The 15,462-nt window shown below is 64.4% G+C and carries 18 protein-coding genes and 1 tRNA gene; 14 read left to right on the top strand and 5 right to left on the bottom strand.

The genetic code is table 11. The features are described 5' to 3' along the window. Window positions 1-34 precede the first annotated feature (34 nt). From KH616_RS05430 to KH616_RS05405, 6 genes are all read left to right on the top strand, one after another. Window positions 35-1,543, top strand: coding sequence for an RNA polymerase factor sigma-54 (locus KH616_RS05430; RefSeq protein WP_292237902.1), 1,509 nt, complete (start codon window positions 35-37; stop codon window positions 1,541-1,543). 162 nt (window positions 1,544-1,705) lie between these two features. Next, entirely contained in the window at window positions 1,706-2,065 is a 360-nt protein-coding gene (raiA, locus tag KH616_RS05425) for a ribosome-associated translation inhibitor RaiA (protein WP_292237901.1), read from the top strand. A 208-nt stretch (window positions 2,066-2,273) separates the two neighbouring features. Beyond that, entirely contained in the window at window positions 2,274-2,786 is a 513-nt protein-coding gene (locus KH616_RS05420) for a PTS sugar transporter subunit IIA (protein WP_292237900.1), read from the top strand. Between the two features lie 128 nt (window positions 2,787-2,914). Next, entirely contained in the window at window positions 2,915-3,883 is a 969-nt protein-coding gene (hprK, locus tag KH616_RS05415) for an HPr(Ser) kinase/phosphatase (RefSeq protein ID WP_010090664.1), read from the top strand. Window positions 3,884-3,958: 75 nt separating this feature from the next. After that, on the top strand, window positions 3,959-4,852 hold the full coding sequence (rapZ, locus tag KH616_RS05410; RefSeq protein ID WP_292237899.1) for an RNase adapter RapZ: 894 nt from the start codon (window positions 3,959-3,961) through the stop codon (window positions 4,850-4,852). A 30-nt stretch (window positions 4,853-4,882) separates the two neighbouring features. Continuing rightward, window positions 4,883-5,518 (top strand): LON peptidase substrate-binding domain-containing protein, encoded by a 636-nt coding sequence (locus tag KH616_RS05405; protein WP_292237898.1) that lies wholly within the window; start codon window positions 4,883-4,885, stop codon window positions 5,516-5,518. Window positions 5,519-5,541: 23 nt separating this feature from the next. On the opposite strand, the gene mutY is transcribed toward KH616_RS05405, so the two are convergent. Both mutY and mutM read right to left on the bottom strand, forming a co-directional pair. Further along, window positions 5,542-6,651, bottom strand: coding sequence for an A/G-specific adenine glycosylase (mutY, locus tag KH616_RS05400; RefSeq protein WP_292237897.1), 1,110 nt, complete (start codon window positions 6,649-6,651; stop codon window positions 5,542-5,544). Window positions 6,652-6,657: 6 nt separating this feature from the next. Beyond that, on the bottom strand, window positions 6,658-7,488 hold the full coding sequence (mutM, locus tag KH616_RS05395) for a bifunctional DNA-formamidopyrimidine glycosylase/DNA-(apurinic or apyrimidinic site) lyase (RefSeq protein WP_292237896.1): 831 nt from the start codon (window positions 7,486-7,488) through the stop codon (window positions 6,658-6,660). 88 nt (window positions 7,489-7,576) lie between these two features. On the opposite strand from mutM, the gene KH616_RS05390 reads away from it, so the two are divergent. From KH616_RS05390 to KH616_RS05370, 5 genes are all read left to right on the top strand, one after another. After that, window positions 7,577-9,391, top strand: a complete 1,815-nt coding sequence (locus KH616_RS05390) for a tetratricopeptide repeat protein (protein WP_292237895.1) — start codon at window positions 7,577-7,579, stop codon at window positions 9,389-9,391. Further along, window positions 9,391-10,014, top strand: a complete 624-nt coding sequence (lolB, locus tag KH616_RS05385) for a lipoprotein insertase outer membrane protein LolB (RefSeq protein ID WP_292237894.1) — start codon at window positions 9,391-9,393, stop codon at window positions 10,012-10,014. The genes KH616_RS05390 and lolB overlap by 1 nt, the downstream gene beginning before the upstream one ends. A 28-nt stretch (window positions 10,015-10,042) precedes the next feature. Further along, window positions 10,043-10,924, top strand: coding sequence for a 4-(cytidine 5'-diphospho)-2-C-methyl-D-erythritol kinase (gene ispE, locus KH616_RS05380; RefSeq protein WP_292237893.1), 882 nt, complete (start codon window positions 10,043-10,045; stop codon window positions 10,922-10,924). A 52-nt stretch (window positions 10,925-10,976) separates the two neighbouring features. Further along, window positions 10,977-11,053, top strand: a tRNA-Gln gene (locus KH616_RS05375). 47 nt (window positions 11,054-11,100) lie between these two features. Further along, window positions 11,101-12,060 carry a ribose-phosphate pyrophosphokinase gene (locus KH616_RS05370; protein WP_292237892.1) on the top strand — a complete coding sequence of 320 codons (960 nt, stop codon included), beginning with the start codon at window positions 11,101-11,103 and terminating at the stop codon, window positions 12,058-12,060. Between the two features lie 131 nt (window positions 12,061-12,191). Here KH616_RS05370 and KH616_RS25390 read toward each other — a convergent pair whose 3' ends face one another. Then, a complete protein-coding gene (locus tag KH616_RS25390; RefSeq protein WP_366834256.1) occupies window positions 12,192-12,338 on the bottom strand; it encodes a ribose-phosphate pyrophosphokinase in 147 nt (48 codons plus the stop codon). Here KH616_RS25390 and KH616_RS05365 point away from each other — a divergent pair. From KH616_RS05365 to hisC, 3 genes are all read left to right on the top strand, one after another. Continuing rightward, on the top strand, window positions 12,282-12,830 hold the full coding sequence (locus tag KH616_RS05365; protein ID WP_366834257.1) for a 50S ribosomal protein L25/general stress protein Ctc: 549 nt from the start codon (window positions 12,282-12,284) through the stop codon (window positions 12,828-12,830). The two genes, KH616_RS25390 and KH616_RS05365, sit on opposite strands and share 57 nt — an antisense overlap. Window positions 12,831-12,939: 109 nt before the next feature. Next, window positions 12,940-13,545 (top strand): aminoacyl-tRNA hydrolase, encoded by a 606-nt coding sequence (pth, locus tag KH616_RS05360; RefSeq protein ID WP_292237890.1) that lies wholly within the window; start codon window positions 12,940-12,942, stop codon window positions 13,543-13,545. 83 nt (window positions 13,546-13,628) lie between these two features. Continuing rightward, on the top strand, window positions 13,629-14,696 hold the full coding sequence (gene hisC, locus KH616_RS05355) for a histidinol-phosphate transaminase (RefSeq protein ID WP_292237889.1): 1,068 nt from the start codon (window positions 13,629-13,631) through the stop codon (window positions 14,694-14,696). Window positions 14,697-14,729: 33 nt separating this feature from the next. On the opposite strand, the gene KH616_RS05350 is transcribed toward hisC, so the two are convergent. Together KH616_RS05350 and coaD are read right to left on the bottom strand one after the other, a co-directional pair. Then, window positions 14,730-14,993, bottom strand: a complete 264-nt coding sequence (locus KH616_RS05350; protein ID WP_292237888.1) for a YfhL family 4Fe-4S dicluster ferredoxin — start codon at window positions 14,991-14,993, stop codon at window positions 14,730-14,732. A 57-nt stretch (window positions 14,994-15,050) separates the two neighbouring features. Then, window positions 15,051-15,462: pantetheine-phosphate adenylyltransferase (gene coaD, locus KH616_RS05345; RefSeq protein WP_292237887.1), on the bottom strand; the 412-nt coding region annotated here is incomplete at its 5' end.

Raw genomic sequence — 15,462 nt, 5'->3', positions numbered from 1 at the left:
CGTGGCAAACTCCGGGTATGACTCCCTCATTGCCATGAAAGCCAGCCTCCAACTCCGCCTGTCGCAACATCTGGCGCTGACGCCGCAACTGCAGCAGTCGATCCGGCTCCTGCAGCTGTCGACACTCGAACTGCAGCAGGAAGTGGCGATGGCGGTCGCCCAGAATCCGCTGCTCGAGAACGACGATGAATGGATCGCGAGCCCGCTGCGCGTCGCCGCGGACGGTTCGCTGATCGCGCAGACGCCGCCCGCGACGAACGCCGAGCCGATGGCGGGCGCGAACGGCGCCGGCCAGACGAGCGAGCGCACCGAACGCGACGAGCCCGCCGCGGCCGACGAATACGACAGCTACGCAGCCTCGGACAACGGCGACGCGTCGCAATGGAACCTGGACGACTTCGGGCGTGCGAGCGGCGCATCGGACGATGACGACCTTCCGCCGCTGCAGGTCCAGGAAGCCGCGACGTCGCTGCGCGACCACCTGTCCGCGCAATTGCGCGTCACGCAGGCCGGCCCGCGTGATCGCGCACTCGTGATGTTCCTGATCGAATCGCTCGACGACGACGGTTATCTGACCGCCTCGCTCGACGAGGTCCTCGGCGATCTGCCGCCCGAACTCGAAGTCGATGCCGACGAGCTGAACGCCGCACTCGCACTGCTGCACAGCTTCGATCCGGCCGGGGTCGGGGCGCGCTCCGCGTCCGAATGCCTGAGGCTGCAGCTGCTGCGGCTCGATCCGTCCCCGGCGCGCACGCTGTCGCTCGAGATCGTGTCGCAATACCTGGAACTGCTGGCCGCGCGCGACTTCACGCGGTTGCGCAAGCATCTGAAGGCCACCGACGACGCGCTGCGCGACGCGCATGCGCTGATCCGCTCGCTGGAGCCGTTTCCCGGTGCCGCATACGGCAAGGCCGAGGCGGACTACGTGGTGCCCGACATCATCGTGAAGAAGATCGGCCAGGGCTGGCAGGCCGAACTCAATCCCGAAGTCATGCCGCGCCTGCGGATCAACAATCTCTACGCGAACATCCTGCGCAACAGCCGCGGCGATCCGTCCGCGGGCTCGCTCAAGCAGCAGCTGCAGGAAGCCCGCTGGCTGATCAAGAATATCCAGCAGCGCTTCGACACGATCCTGCGCGTCGCGCAGGCCATTGTCGAACGCCAGAAGAATTTTTTTGTGCATGGCGAAATTGCCATGCGCCCCTTGGTTTTGCGGGAAATAGCTGATACGCTGGGCCTACACGAGTCGACTGTCAGCCGTGTGACAACCGGCAAGTACATGCTGACCCCGTTCGGGACGCTTGAATTTAAGTACTTCTTCGGATCACACGTCTCGACCGACACCGGTGGCGCCGCCTCATCGACGGCCATCCGTGCCCTCATCAAGCAACTGATAGGAGCCGAAGACCCAAAATCGCCTCTTTCGGACAGCCGCATCGCTGAGCTGCTGGCAGAACAAGGTTTCGTGGTCGCGCGCCGCACGGTTGCAAAGTATCGCGAAGCCCTCAAGATCCCGGCAGTGAATCTGCGCAAGTCTCTTTAAGCCTGCTGCCTGCTCGGCGGCAGGCGTGTTCCGGCCACCGCGCATTCGGCGGCCAGACCGGGCGACCTGTCCGTCATGAGCCGCATCATGCATGCGGCACAGGCAAGTCGACCGGACGACCGCAACAAAGCGGACAGGTGGTCACTCGCTTGGAGAAGCACTATGAACCTGAAGATCAGTGGACATCATCTCGAAGTCACGCCTGCTATTCGCGAATACGTGGTCACCAAGCTGGATCGGGTGCTACGGCATAGCGATCAGGTGATCGATGGCACTGTGATCCTCTCGGTCGACAACCACAAGGAAAAGGACAAGCAGCAACGCGCGGAAATCAATCTGCACCTGAAGGGGAAAGACATCTTCGTCGAAAGCGCAAACGGCAATCTGTACGCGGCAATCGACCTCCTGATCGACAAGCTGGATCGTCAGGTCGTCAAGCACATGGAGCGTCTGCAAACGCACGTGCACGATCCGATCAAGCTTCAGCCGGCTGTCGAACAGATCGAAGTGCCGCCGCAATAAGCGCGCTGTCGCACCATCACACCGCCCGGTTCGCCGGGCGGTTTTTTTATGTTCCGCGCAACGGGTGCGGCACCGCCGCGCAGGCCGCCCGCCGCCGCGCCACGCTCGCAGCTGTGTTCTATAATGCTCCGGTTATTGCCGGGGGGCGTTGGGTGCGGTCGCCGTACCTTGCAGGTCTCCATCGCCTAACGCCTTGATATTGCCAAACATGGATAATCAGTCTGCCGCCGCGAGGAGCCCCCAGGCCGCCCAACCGCCTGCAAACATGAATCGCCTAGCCAAAATCCTGCCCCTAGAGAACGTCGTCGTCGACCTCTCCGTCACCAGCAAGAAACGCGTCTTCGAACAAGCCGGACTGATGTTCGAGAATCAGAACGGCATCGCCCGCAGCATCGTCACCGACAATCTGTTCGCGCGCGAGCGCCTCGGCTCGACCGGCCTCGGCGAAGGCGTCGCGATTCCGCACGGGCGCATCAAAGGCCTCAAGCATCCGCTCGCCGCGTTCGTGCGGCTCGCCGATCCGATTCCGTTCGAAGCGCCCGACGGTCAGCCGGTTTCCCTCCTGATTTTCCTGCTCGTGCCCGAGCAAGCCACTCAACAGCACCTCGAGATCCTGTCGGAAATCGCGCAATTGCTGTCCGACCGAGACGCACGCGAGCGTTTGCACACCGAAACGGATCCCGCCGAGTTGCATCGCCTGCTCACTCAGTGGCAACCTTGAGTTGATCCGGGCGGTATATTTTCCCGAGCAAGGCGGCGCAAGCCGCCGCACCGGGCCGTCCGGCGCCGGCCCGGCATGGCGACGACCGTCGCCGTGCGCGCGCACCGGCTCTTTGGAGTGACGGACTCATGGATACGTCCAGCATCAACGCCCAGAGCATCTTCGACGACAACGCCGCCACGCTGAAGCTCAGCTGGCTGACGGGGCATGAAGGCTGGGAACGCGGATTTTCCGCGGACACCGTCGCCAACGCGACGTCGAGCGCCGACCTCGTCGGCCACCTGAACCTCATTCACCCGAACCGCATCCAGGTGCTGGGCGAAGCCGAAATCGACTATTACCAGCGGCAGACCGACGAGGATCGCTCGCGCCACATGGCCGAACTGATCGCCCTCGAACCGCCGTTCCTCGTGGTCGCCGGCGGTGCCGCGGCGCCGCCCGAACTGGTCCTGCGCTGCACGCGCTCGTCGACCCCGCTGTTTACGACACCGATGTCGGCGGCGGCCGTGATCGACAGCCTGCGGCTCTACATGTCGCGCATCCTCGCGCCGCGCGCGACTCTGCACGGCGTGTTTCTCGACATCCTCGGAATGGGCGTGCTGCTGACGGGCGACTCCGGGCTCGGCAAGAGCGAACTCGGCCTCGAGCTGATCAGCCGCGGCCACGGCCTCGTCGCCGACGACGCAGTCGATTTCGTGCGACTTGGCCCCGATTTCGTCGAAGGGCGCTGCCCGCCGCTGCTGCAGAACCTGCTCGAAGTGCGCGGGCTGGGCCTGCTCGACATCAAGACGATCTTCGGCGAGACCGCCGTGCGGCGGAAGATGAAGCTGAAGCTGATCGTGCAGCTGGTGCGGCGCCCGGACGGCGAATTCCAGCGACTGCCGCTCGAAAGCCAGACCGTCGACGTCCTCGGCCTGCCGATCAGCAAGGTCACGATCCAGGTGGCGGCCGGCCGCAACCTCGCGGTGCTCGTCGAGGCGGCGGTTCGCAACACGATCCTGCAGTTGCGCGGCATCGACACCCTGCGCGACTTCATGGACCGGCAACGCCTCGCGATGCAGGATCCCGACAGCCAGTTTCCCGGCAAGCTCGTGTAACCCGCGCCAGGCGGTCGCGCAGCGCGGGCGCGCCATGCCGGTGCTATGATGAAACGTCCGGATTTTCTGCTTCCCATGCGCATAGTCCTCATCACCGGTATTTCCGGCTCCGGCAAGTCCGTCGCGTTGAACGCCCTGGAGGACGCAGGCTACTACTGCGTCGACAACCTGCCGCCGCACGTGCTGCCCGAGCTGACCCGCTATCTCGCCGAAGCGGGCCAGCACCGGCTCGCGGTCGCGATCGATGCGCGTTCGAGCGCGTCGCTCGACGAAATGCCCGGCCTGATCCGCACGTTGTCGCGCGATCACGACGTGCGCGTGCTGTTCCTCAATGCCAGCACCCAGGCGCTGATCCAGCGCTTCTCCGAGACGCGCCGCCGCCATCCGCTGTCCGGTTCGCCGTCGCACGACGCCGGCGTCGGCCTGCTGTCGTCGCTCGAAGAAGCGATCGAACGCGAACGCGATCTGGTTGCGCCGCTGGCCGAATTCGGCCACCAGATCGACACGAGCAACCTGCGCGCGAACGTGCTGCGCGCCTGGGTCAAGCGCTTCATCGAGCAGCAGAACGACGACCTCGTGGTGATGTTCGAATCGTTCGGCTTCAAGCGTGGCGTGCCGCTCGACGCGGATCTGATGTTCGACGTCCGCGCGCTGCCGAATCCGTACTACGACCACGAATTGCGCCCGCTTACCGGGCTCGACCAGCCGGTCATCGCGTTTCTCGACGCATTGCCGATCGTCCACCAGATGATCGACGACATCTATGCGTTTCTCATGAAATGGCTGCCGCACTTCCGCGAAGACAACCGCAGCTATCTGACCGTCGCCATCGGCTGCACGGGCGGCCAGCATCGCTCGGTCTTCATCGCGGAAACGCTCGCCGCGCGCCTCGCGCAACAGGCGAACGTGATCGTGCGGCATCGTGACGCGCCGGTGGATGTCAGCGCGTCGTCGCGGCTCGTGACTTAGGGTCCTCGCCGCCTTCCGTCAGCGCGCGCCATGTCCTCTCTTTCGACCACCTTGCTCGATCTGCCGCTGTTTCCGCTGCACACGGTGTTGTTCCCCGGAGGCTTGCTGCCGCTGAAGGTGTTCGAGGCGCGCTATCTCGACATGGCGCGTGCATGTCTGCGCGCCGAGGCGCCATTCGGCGTGTGTCTGCTGAGAAGCGGACCGGAAGTCGCGCAGGAAGGCATGGCGTCGGTGCCGGAAACGATCGGCTGCATGGCGCGCATCGTCGAATGCGATACGGGTGAATTCGGGATGCTGTTCCTGCAGGCGATCGGCACACAGCGCTTCGAACTGCTGTCGTACCGGGTCGAGGCGAACGGGCTGCTCGTCGGGATCGCCGAGCCGCTGCCCGAGGACATCCCGCTCGAAGGCGAGCAATCGCTTGCGCAGTTCGGCGCGTGCGCCGAAGTGCTCGAACGCATCATCGAAGCGTTGCGCAAGACCGAGGAAGGCCCGCTACCGTTCGCCGAACCGTTCAGGCTCGACGATCCGACCTGGGTGTCGAATCGCCTCTCGGAATTGCTGCCGCTCGATCTGCGCGCGCGGCAAAAGCTGATGGAGTTTCCCGACGTCGGTGCGCGCATCGACGCCGTGCATCACGTGCTGAACCGGCACGGCTGGCTCTGACCGGCGCGCCCGCGCGCCGCGTTTCACAGCAGCGTTCCGCTCAATCCGTCGAGCAACTTGCGCACCGGCGCCGGCACGCCATATGCGTCGAGCCGGCTCAACGGCACCCAGGCCGTTTCCGCATCGCGCACAGCCGCCGCCCCGCAACTCCCGGCGTCGGTCATGTCGCTGAGCCGCGGTTCGATCTCGAGCTTGAAATGCGTGAACGTGTGTGTCATCGGCGCAAGCGGCATCGGAGCGCCGCCGCCGAAACCGCGCGCGCGTTCCGCGAGTGCCGGATCGCCATCGGCTTCCGGCAGGCTCCATAAACCGCCCCAGATGCCGGCCGGCGGCCGGCGCTCGAGCAGCACCGAATCGCCGTCGCGCAGCACCAGCATCCATGTCCGGCGTGTCGGCACCGCCTTCTTCGGCCGCGCGGCGGGCAGCTCGCGCTGCCGGCCGCTCGACTGCGCGACGCAATCGCCCGCGAACGGGCACCGCACGCAGTCGGGCTTACCGCGCGTGCACAGCGTCGCGCCGAGATCCATCAGCCCCTGCGTATAGGCGCTGACGTCGGCCGGATCGGCGGCGGGCGGCAGCAGCGATTCGGCAAGCGCCCACATCGCGTTCTCGACGCGCTTTTCGCCCGGAAAACCCTCGACGCCGAACACACGTGCGAGCACGCGTTTCACGTTGCCGTCGAGGATCGTCGCACGCGCGCCGTATGCGAACGATGCGATCGCCGCCGCGGTCGAGCGGCCGATGCCTGGCAGTTCCGCGAGCGCTTCCGGCGTCGCCGGAAACACACCGCCATGTTCGGCGGCCACGACCTGTGCGCAACGATGCAGGTTGCGCGCGCGCGAGTAATAGCCGAGGCCCGCCCAAAGCGCCATCACGTCGTCGATCGGTGCGGCCGCGAGCGCGCCGACGTCCGGATAACGCTCGAGAAAACGCGTGTAGTACGGCACGACGGTCGATACCTGCGTCTGTTGCAGCATGATTTCCGACAACCAGATGCGATACGGGTCGCGCGTGTTCTGCCACGGCAGGTCGTGACGTCCGTGCGCGCGCTGCCATGCGATCAGGCGGGCGGCGAACGTGCGGTGCAGCGGTGTGACGGGAAACGGAGCGGGGGCGATGCGGGGAGGTTTCAAGGTGCTTTAACGCTGGCAGGTCGGACAATAGTAAGTGGAACGCTGGCCCTGCACGATCTGCCGGATCGGCGTGCCGCACACGCGGCAAGGCTGGCCAGCGCGATCGTAGACGGCGCATTCGAGCTGGAAATAGCCGCTTTCGCCGTTGCTGCCGACAAAATCGCGCAGCGTGCTGCCGCCGCGCTCGATCGCGTCGGCAAGCGTCGCGCGTACGGCTTCGGCAAGCCGCTCGTAACGCGGCAGCGATATTTTCCCGGCGGCCGTGGTCGGCCGGATACCCGCGCGAAATAGGCTTTCCGACGCATAGATGTTGCCGACGCCGACGACGATGTCGCCCGCGAGCAGTGCCTGCTTGACCGAAACCGAGCGCCCGCGCGTACGCGCATGGAGCAGCGCGCCGTTGAACGCCGGCGAGAACGGATCGACGCCGAGGCCGGCGAGAAGCGGATGCGCATGAACGTCGCCCGCCTCGCGCGGATGCCACAGCACGGCGCCGAAGCGGCGCGGATCGCGATAGCGCAGCACGAACTCGTCGAAGATCCAGTCGATGTGATCATGCTTCGCCGCGGCCGGCGGCACGCCCTCGGTCGGCAATACGCGCAGCGTGCCCGTCATGCCGAGGTGCACGATGAACCAGCCGGCATCGATTTCGAACAGCAGATATTTGCCGCGCCGTTCGACGCGCAGCACCGTTTTCGCACGCAGCTGCTCCGCGAGCCCGGCGGGCACCGGCCATCGCAACATCGCGGTGCGCACGTCGACGCGCGCGACGCGACGCCCGGCGACAAAGGGCTCGATCCCCCGACGCGTCACTTCGACTTCTGGCAACTCAGGCATTTTTTACCGGTCTTAAACTGGGTGATGACGTTCGTGCCTGTATTGTAGCGAGCGCGTTACAATCGGCTGAAACATCGAACGGATTTCCATGACCCTGCCCTCGAAGCTGCTTCAGAAGCGCCCCGCCGTCGCGCGCGCTGTCCCGGTTCGCCGCGCGCTCGGCGCCGCGCTGATTGCCGCATGGACGCTCGCCGCCTTTCCGGCACACGCACAGGATCCGGCGCCGGACGACGCCGTGCCGCAGAGCGCGTTCGAGCGCGCGCTGCCTGACGAGAAAAAAGATCTCCCGAATGTCTCATTGACGAGCCAAATCGTCTATCAGGTGCTCGCGGCCGAAGTCGCGCTGCAGCGCAATCAGCCTGCGCCGGCGTACCAGACCTATCTGGCCCTCGCGCGCGACACGCACGATCCGCGCATGGCGCAGCGCGCGACGGAAATCGCGCTCGCCGCACAAAGCCCGGCCGATGCGCTCTCTGCCGCGAATCTGTGGCGGCAGTACGCGCCGGATTCGAACCGCGCATCGCAAGTCGATGCCGCGCTGCTCGTCCTCTCCGGCAAGCCAGCCGAGGCCCAGCCGCTGCTCGCGCGCGAGCTCGCGCGCGCCACCGGCGAATCGCGCAGCACCGCGATCCTCGCTCTGCAGGCGCTCCTCGCGCGCAGTCCCGACCGCGTGGGCAGCCTCGCGGTACTGAAGGACATGCTGAAGAACGACATGGGACGCCCGGAGGCGCAACTCGCGATCGCGCGGCAGCAACTGGCGGCCGACGACAAGGCCGGCGCAGCACAATCGCTCAAGCAGGCGCTGCAGATCCGGCCCGACTACCTCCCCGCGGCGTTGATGCTCTCGCAGATGGGACCCGCGGAACGCGCGGCCGGCATCGCGTCGTTCGAAAAATACGTGCAGCAGAATCCGAAGTCGCGCGACGCGCGGCTTGCGCTGTCGCAACTCTATCTGTCCGACGATCGTCTCGACGACGCGCAAAAGCAGTTCGAGACGATGCGCAAGCTCAACTCGAAAGATCCGACGCCGCTGATGGCGCTCGCGCTGATCAAGATCCAGCAGAAGAAACTCGACGATGCGACAGCCTACCTGAAGCAGTACGTGCAAATCGGCAGCAAGACGCCTGGCGCCGACGTCGGCCAGGGCTACATCTACCTCGCACAGATTGCGATCGAGCAGAACAACGATGCGCTCGCATCGCAGTGGCTCGACAAGGTCGATCAGACGAGCCAGCACTACCTCCCCGCACAGGTCACGCGCGCGCAGTTGCTGCAAAAGCAGGGCAAGACGGACGAGGCGCGCCGGGTGCTCGACAACCTGCCGATCTCCGATCCGCGCGACGCCGCCGCGATCGCGCGCACCGACGCGTCGATCCTGTTTACCGCGAAACGCTACAAGGAAGCGGAAACGCGCCTTTCGCAAGCGGTGGAAGATTTCCCGGATGACCCGGACCTGCGCTACGACTTCGCGATGGCGGCCGAAAAGAATGGTCACTTCGCAACGATGGAAAAGCAGTTGCGCGAACTGATCCGCACGCAGCCCGACAATCCGCAAGCGTACAACGCGCTCGGCTATTCGCTCGCCGATCGCAACCAGCGCCTGCCCGAAGCGGCCAAGCTGATCGAAAAGGCGGTCGCGCTCGCGCCGAACGACGCGTACATCATGGACAGCCTCGGCTGGGTGAAATTCCGCTCGGGCGACAACGCCGGCGCCACGAAGGTTCTGCGTCGTGCTTACGATCTCCAGCCGAACGCGGAAATCGGCGCGCACCTCGGCGAGGTGCTGTGGAAGAGCGGCGCGCAGGACGAGGCGCGTTCGGCATGGCGTGCCGCGCAAAAGCTCGAACCGGACAACGAGACGCTCGTGCAGACGCTCAAGCGTCTGCAGATCAACGGCCTCTGATGCAGATGTTCCGCACGTTCTCCCTGCCCTTTCGCACCGCACGCGGCCTCGCCGCGTGCGGTGCGGCAATCGTGCTCGCCGGCTGCGCGAGCACGCCGCAGCCGTCTGCGACAACACCGTCGAGCGGCGTGCTGCAAACCGCCACGACGCACGCCTATCACGGCCGCTTCGCCGTGCAGTACAGCGACAGGCTCGGCAATGCACGCAATGTCTACGGCAACTTCGACTGGCAGGAGCGCGGCGACGACGTGTCGCTCGAATTGCGCAGCCCGCTCGGTCAGACGCTGGCGGTCGTGAAGTCCTCGCCGAACACGGCGTCGCTCGAACTGCCGAACCGCCAGCCGCAATTCGCGCCGGACGTCGGCGAGCTGATGCAGCATACGCTCGGTTTCGCGTTGCCGCTGGCCGGCTTGCGCTACTGGCTGCAGCCGCAGCCCGCGCCCGCCACGCCTGCGCAGACGGTGCGCGACCCCGACGATGCGACCCGCATCAAGCAGATCCGCCAGGACGGCTGGACGATCGACTACGTCACCTATGCCGATGCACCGGCCACCGGCGTCAAACGCGTCAACCTGGTGCGCGCGACGCCGCCACTCGACATCAAACTCGTGCTCGACCAGTGAGCACGCGCACCTTCGACTCGATACACGCATGACCGATACGACCCGCTCGCTGCGCAACTGCCTTGCGCCCGCGAAACTCAACCTCTTCCTGCACATCACCGGCCGTCGCGAAAACGGTTACCACGACTTGCAGAGCGTGTTCCAGTTGCTGAACTGGGGCGACACGCTGCACTTCACCTATCGCGACGACGGCAAGGTCGCGCGCGTGACCGATGTGCCGGGCGTCCCCGAGGAAAGCGATCTCGTCGTGCGCGCGGCGAATCTTCTGAAAGCACACACGGGCGCCGCGGGCGGCGTCGACATCGAGATCGACAAGCGCCTGCCGATGGGCGCGGGCCTGGGCGGCGGCAGTTCCGACGCGGCGACGACCCTGCTCGCACTCAACCGTCTCTGGGAATTGAATCTGCCGCGCACCGAACTGCAATCGCTCGCAGTAAAACTCGGCGCGGACGTGCCTTTTTTTATTTTTGGGAAAAATGCGTTCGCAGAGGGTATCGGAGAAGAATTAGTTGATGTAGAATTGCCGACTCGCTGGTTCTTGGTTGTGACGCCGCGTGTTCATGTCCCGACTGCTGAAATATTTTCAGATAAGTTGTTGACAAGAGATTCAAAGCCAGTCACAATTACAGACTTTCTTGCACGACAAAGCAGTGATGCAGGATGGCCAGATAGTTTCGGCCGGAATGACATGCAGCAAGTTGTGACAGAAAAGTACGCGGAAGTTGCGCAGGTGGTTAAATGGTTGTATAATTTGACCCCCGCGAGGATGACCGGATCCGGAGCAAGCGTGTTTGCAGCGTTTCGCAGCAAACAGGAAGCAGAAGCGGTGAAAGCCAAGCTGCCTTCCGGTTGGAACAGCGCTGTTGCCGAGAGTCTGAACGAGCATCCGCTCTTCACTTTCGCGTCATGAGGTTTTGCTTTATCGGATGACCTACAGTCCGATGAAGTATTCAGTTGAGTGTAGGGGAGTCGCCAAGTTGGTCAAGGCACCGGATTTTGATTCCGGCATGCGAGGGTTCGAGTCCTTCCTCCCCTGCCAAAAATTTTCCCGCATTTTCCCGCCCCAAAGCCCGAAGCAGGTGCACGATGAGTAGCCGCAGCCGTGATGGCTTGATGGTCTTTACTGGCAACGCGAATCCCGCGCTCGCCCAGGAAGTCGTCAAAAATCTTGGTATTCCCCTCGGCAAAGCAATGGTCAGCCGTTTCTCCGACGGCGAGATCCAGGTCGAAATTCAGGAAAACGTGCGCGGCAAGGACGTCTTCGTTCTGCAGTCGACGTGCGCACCGACCAACGACAACCTGATGGAACTGATGATCATGGTCGATGCGCTCAAGCGCGCATCCGCAGGCCGGATCACCGCCGCCATCCCCTACTTCGGCTACGCCCGCCAGGATCGACGCCCGCGTTCGGCGCGCGTCGCGATCTCGGCGAAGGTCGTCGCGAACATGCTGGAAATCGCCGGCGTCGAGCGGATCATCACGATGGATCTGCACGCCGACCAGATTCAGGGCTTCTTCGACATTCCGGTCGACAACATCTACGCGACGCCGATCCTGCTGGGCGACCTGCACAAGCAGAACTACGCGGATCTGCTCGTCGTGTCGCCGGACGTCGGCGGCGTGGTCCGCGCCCGTGCGCTCGCGAAGCAGCTCAATTGCGATCTCGCGATCATCGACAAGCGTCGTCCGAAGGCGAACGTCGCCGAAGTGATGAACATCATCGGTGAAGTCGAAGGCCGCACCTGCGTGATCATGGACGACATGGTCGACACCGCCGGCACGCTCTGCAAGGCAGCGCAAGTGTTGAAGGATCGCGGTGCGAAACAAGTATTCGCGTATGCAACGCACCCGGTTCTGTCGGGTGGCGCAGCCGAGCGCATCGCCGCATCGGCACTCGACGAACTGGTCGTCACCGATACGATTCCGCTGTCCGCCGAGTCGCTGGCCTGCCCGAAGATCCGCTCGCTGTCGAGCGCGAGCCTGCTGGCCGAGACGTTCTCGCGGATCCGCCGCGGCGACTCCGTGATGTCGCTGTTCGCGGAATAAGCCCGAACGGATCTCGACAAAAGAAGCATGTGCGGAAAGCGAAGCGGCGACGCTTCGCTTTTTGCACAATCGGCCGGGACTTACGAAACCCCGGCCATTTCATCGGGGGCCGCCCTATTGTCGGCCCCGTTTTACTGCCTGGTCGCGGGCAGCAAATGGAGAATCACATGAAAGTCGTCGCCTTCGAGCGCCAACAGCATGGTACGGGTGCGAGCCGCCGCCTGCGCAACGCCGGTAAGACCACGGGTATCGTCTACGGTGGTGAAGCAGCCCCGCAAATGATCGAACTCGATCACAACGCCCTGTGGCACGCGCTGCAAAAGGAAGCCTTCCACTCGTCGATCCTCGACCTCGAAGTCGCAGGCCAGGCACAGAAGGTTCTGCTGCGTGACGTCCAGTACCACCCGTTCCGCCAACTCGTGCTGAACGTGGACTTCCAGCGCGTCGACGCGAACAAGAAGCTGCACACCAAGGTGCCGCTGCACTTCCTGAACGCTGAAACGAGCCCGGCCGTGAAGCTGGCAAGCGCGATCATCACGCACGTCTCGACGGAAATCGAAATCGAGTGCCTGCCGGCCGACCTGCCGGAATTCGTCGCAATCGATCTGTCGAAGATCGAAGCGGGCCAGTCGCTGCACGCTAAGGACATCGCACTGCCGAAGGGCGTCGCGCTGACCGCGCACGTCGACGCCGAAAACCCGGTGATCGCTTCGGCAACGCTGCCGGCTGGCGCCGTGGCAGCAGGCGAAGGCGAAACGCCGGCGGCCTAAGCGCCGTCTCGATCCGTTTCACGAAACGGTCGACGCAACCCGCCGCGGCTTGCCCGGCGGGTTTTTCTTTTTTTGCGCACGGGCGGACCCGGACCGCCATCGAAACGTCATGATCAAACTGATCGTCGGCCTCGGCAATCCCGGGGCAGAATACACCGCAACGCGTCACAACGCCGGCTTCTGGCTGGTCGACCAGCTCGCCCGGGAAGCGGGCGCGACGCTGCGCGACGAACGCCGTTTTCACGGCTTCTATGCAAAAGCGCGCCTCTTCGGCGAGGAAGTGCATCTGCTCGAACCGCAGACGTACATGAACCGCTCCGGCCAATCGGTCGTCGCGCTCGCGCATTTCTTCAAGGTCCTGCCGAACGAGATCCTCGTCGCGCACGACGAGCTGGATTTGCCGCCCGGCACCGTCAAGCTGAAGCTCGGCGGCGGCAGCGGCGGCCACAACGGTCTCAAGGACATCTCCGCGCATCTGTCGACGCAACAGTACTGGCGGCTGCGGATCGGCATCGGCCATCCGCGCGACCTGATTCCGGAAAGCGCGCGCGCCGGCGCGAAACCAGACGTCGCGAACTTCGTGCTGAAGCCGCCCCGCCGCGAAGAACAGGACGTGATCGACGCGGCGATCGAACGCGCGCTCGCCGTGATGCCGCTCGTCGTCAAGGGCGAGCTCGATCGCGCGACGATGCAGCTGCATCGCAACGGCAGCTGATCGCACGCACGCCATCGCACGAAGCCCGCACCGGGCCGCGCGCATGAGGTAATCTCGTTGTTTTATCCGTCAGGAGCCGAACGGTGAGCCGTTACTGGAGCGACGTCGTTCAGCAACTCGTGCCTTATGTGCCGGGCGAGCAGCCCGCGCTCGCGCGCCCGGTCAAGCTGAACACCAACGAAAATCCCTATCCGCCGTCGCCGCGCGTCGTCGCGGCGATCGCGCGCGAACTCGGCGAAACCGGCGAAACGCTGCGCCGCTATCCCGATCCGCTCGCGCGCAAGCTGCGCGATACGGTTGCCGCCCATCACCGTATCGCACCGGAACAGGTATTCGCCGGCAACGGCTCCGACGAAGTGCTCGCGCATGCCTTTCAGGCATTGCTCAAGCACGACCGGCCGCTGCGCTTCCCCGACATCACGTATAGCTTCTACCCGACCTACGCGCGGCTGTACGGCGTGCAGTACGAGGCCATGCCGCTCGCCGCCGATTTCTCGATCCGCGTCGACGATTACCTTGGCGACGCGGGCTGCGTGCTGTTCCCGAACCCGAACGCGCCCACCGGCCGTGCGCTGCCGCTCGCGGACGTGGAACGGATCGCCGCGGAGAATCCGTCGTCGGTCGTCCTGATCGATGAAGCCTATGTCGATTTCGGCGCGCAGTCGGCGATCGCGCTGATCGACCGCTACCCGAACCTGCTGGTCGTCCATACGACGTCGAAGGCGCGCTCGCTCGCCGGCATGCGGGTCGGTTTTGCATTCGGCCACGCCGACCTGATCGAAGCGCTCAACCGCGTGAAGGACAGCTTCAACTCGTATCCGCTCGACCGGCTCGCGCAAGTTGCCGCGCAAGCCGCGTACGAGGACGACGCGTATTTCGACGCCACACGGCACAAGGTGATCGGCAGCCGCGAACGGCTCACGCAGGCGCTAAAAGGACTGGGATTCGATGTCGTGCCGTCGGCTGCGAATTTCGTGTTCGCGCGTCACCCGGCACACGACGCGGCGACGCTCGCCGCCCGGCTGAAGGAACAGGAAATTTTCGTGCGGCATTTCAAGCTGCCGCGGATCGACCAGCATCTGCGCATCACCGTCGGCACCGACGCCGAGTGCGATACGTTCGTCGCGGCGCTGCGCGACCTGCTGGGCTGAAAACGGCGCGGGCGGCTCTCGCCGCCCGGCCTGTCACGCGTCGTCGCCCTTCGCGGCGATCAACGCGTGGTATTTCTTCATCAATTGCTCGCGGGTCTCCACATGCTGCGGATCGGGTGGGATGCACTCGACCGGACACACCTGCTGACACTGCGGCTCGTCGAAGTGGCCGACACATTCGGTGCACTTCTTCGGGTCGATCACGTAGATTTCCGGGCCCATCGAAATCGCGCCGTTCGGGCACTCAGGCTCGCATACGTCGCAATTGATGCACTCGTCGGTAATCGTCAAAGCCATACTGATCTCACTTGCACAGGCCGGCCCGCCTTCAGGAAGAAGCGGGCCTTCGCCGCATCACGCAGCCGAGCCCTGGCCCATTGCGGCCACTTTTTCCGTCAGCCGCCGCTCGACCGACGGGAATACGAACTTGCTCACATCTCCACCCAACTGGGCGATTTCGCGCACGATCGTCCCGGAAATGAACTGGTACTGGTCAGACGGCGTCATGAACATCGTCTCGACGTCAGGCAACAGATAACGGTTCATCCCTGCCATCTGGAACTCATATTCGAAATCGGATACGGCGCGCAGCCCACGCACGATCACCCGCGCGTTGTTGGTGCGGACGAAATCCTTCAGGAGTCCGGTAAAGCCCATGACCTTCACGTTCGGGTAATGGCCCAGCACCTCGTTCGCAATCTCCAGACGTTCCTCGAGCGAGAAGAACGGTTTATTCGAGCGGCTGTCGGCGACGCCGACAACCAGC

It is taken from the genome of Burkholderia sp. (assembly GCF_018375725.1).
In the GTDB taxonomy this organism is placed as follows: domain Bacteria; phylum Pseudomonadota; class Gammaproteobacteria; order Burkholderiales; family Burkholderiaceae; genus Burkholderia.
The sequence above is the reverse complement of the archived record's forward strand: the minus strand, read 5'-3'. Positions and strand labels throughout refer to the sequence as shown.

Bases quoted from the DNA above. Each gene is read 5' to 3' on its own strand.
- KH616_RS05430 (WP_292237902.1), top strand. From the start codon at position 35: ATGAAAGCCAGCCTCCAACTCCGCCTGTCGCAACATCTGGCGCTGACG.
- lolB (WP_292237894.1), top strand. From the start codon at position 9,391: ATGCAGATGTTCCGCACGTTCTCCCTGCCCTTTCGCACCGCACGCGGC.
- KH616_RS05350 (WP_292237888.1), bottom strand. From the start codon at position 14,993: ATGGCTTTGACGATTACCGACGAGTGCATCAATTGCGACGTATGCGAG.
- raiA (WP_292237901.1), top strand. From the start codon at position 1,706: ATGAACCTGAAGATCAGTGGACATCATCTCGAAGTCACGCCTGCTATT.
- rapZ (WP_292237899.1), top strand. From the start codon at position 3,959: ATGCGCATAGTCCTCATCACCGGTATTTCCGGCTCCGGCAAGTCCGTC.
- hprK (WP_010090664.1), top strand. From the start codon at position 2,915: ATGGATACGTCCAGCATCAACGCCCAGAGCATCTTCGACGACAACGCC.
- KH616_RS05370 (WP_292237892.1), top strand. From the start codon at position 11,101: ATGAGTAGCCGCAGCCGTGATGGCTTGATGGTCTTTACTGGCAACGCG.
- mutM (WP_292237896.1), bottom strand. From the start codon at position 7,488: ATGCCTGAGTTGCCAGAAGTCGAAGTGACGCGTCGGGGGATCGAGCCC.
- KH616_RS05405 (WP_292237898.1), top strand. From the start codon at position 4,883: ATGTCCTCTCTTTCGACCACCTTGCTCGATCTGCCGCTGTTTCCGCTG.
- KH616_RS05420 (WP_292237900.1), top strand. From the start codon at position 2,274: ATGGATAATCAGTCTGCCGCCGCGAGGAGCCCCCAGGCCGCCCAACCG.
- KH616_RS05390 (WP_292237895.1), top strand. From the start codon at position 7,577: ATGACCCTGCCCTCGAAGCTGCTTCAGAAGCGCCCCGCCGTCGCGCGC.
- pth (WP_292237890.1), top strand. From the start codon at position 12,940: ATGATCAAACTGATCGTCGGCCTCGGCAATCCCGGGGCAGAATACACC.
- ispE (WP_292237893.1), top strand. From the start codon at position 10,043: ATGACCGATACGACCCGCTCGCTGCGCAACTGCCTTGCGCCCGCGAAA.